The sequence below is a fragment of the Erythrobacter sp. YT30 genome, from assembly GCF_001542875.1.
GTDB lineage: Bacteria > Pseudomonadota > Alphaproteobacteria > Sphingomonadales > Sphingomonadaceae > Erythrobacter.
Genome location: NZ_LMAF01000004.1, coordinates 1 through 454, shown reverse-complemented (window position 1 = coordinate 454; position 454 = coordinate 1). Strand labels below are relative to the sequence as shown.

The following is a 454-nucleotide window of genomic DNA, read 5'->3' as shown; positions in this document are numbered from 1 at the left end:
CTCAGTCACTACTCCTACGGGAGGCAGCAGTGGGGAATCTTGCACAATGGGGGAAACCCTGATGCAGCGACGCCGCGTGAGCGATGAAGCCCTTCGGGGTGTAAAGCTCTTTCGACGGGAACGATAATGACGGTACCCGGAGAAGAAGCTGCGGCTAACTACGTGCCAGCAGCCGCGGTAATACGTAGGCAGCGAGCGTTGTTCGGAGTTACTGGGCGTAAAGAGTATGTAGGCGGTTGCGCAAGTTTGGTGTGAAATCTCCCGGCTCAACTGGGAGGGTGCGCCGAAAACTGCGCGGCTAGAGTGCGGGAGGGGAGAGCGGAATTCCTGGTGTAGCGGTGAAATGCGTAGATATCAGGAGGAACACCGGCGGTGTAGACGGCTCTCTGGACCGCGACTGACGCTGAGATACGAAAGCGTGGGGAGCAAACAGGATTAGAAACCCCGGTAGTCC

The 454-nt window shown here is 57.9% G+C and carries 1 rRNA gene; it reads left to right on the top strand.

What is annotated here, in order from left to right:
* Positions 1-454: ribosomal RNA gene (locus tag AUC45_RS15645) — 16S ribosomal RNA — on the top strand; the annotation flags it as partial.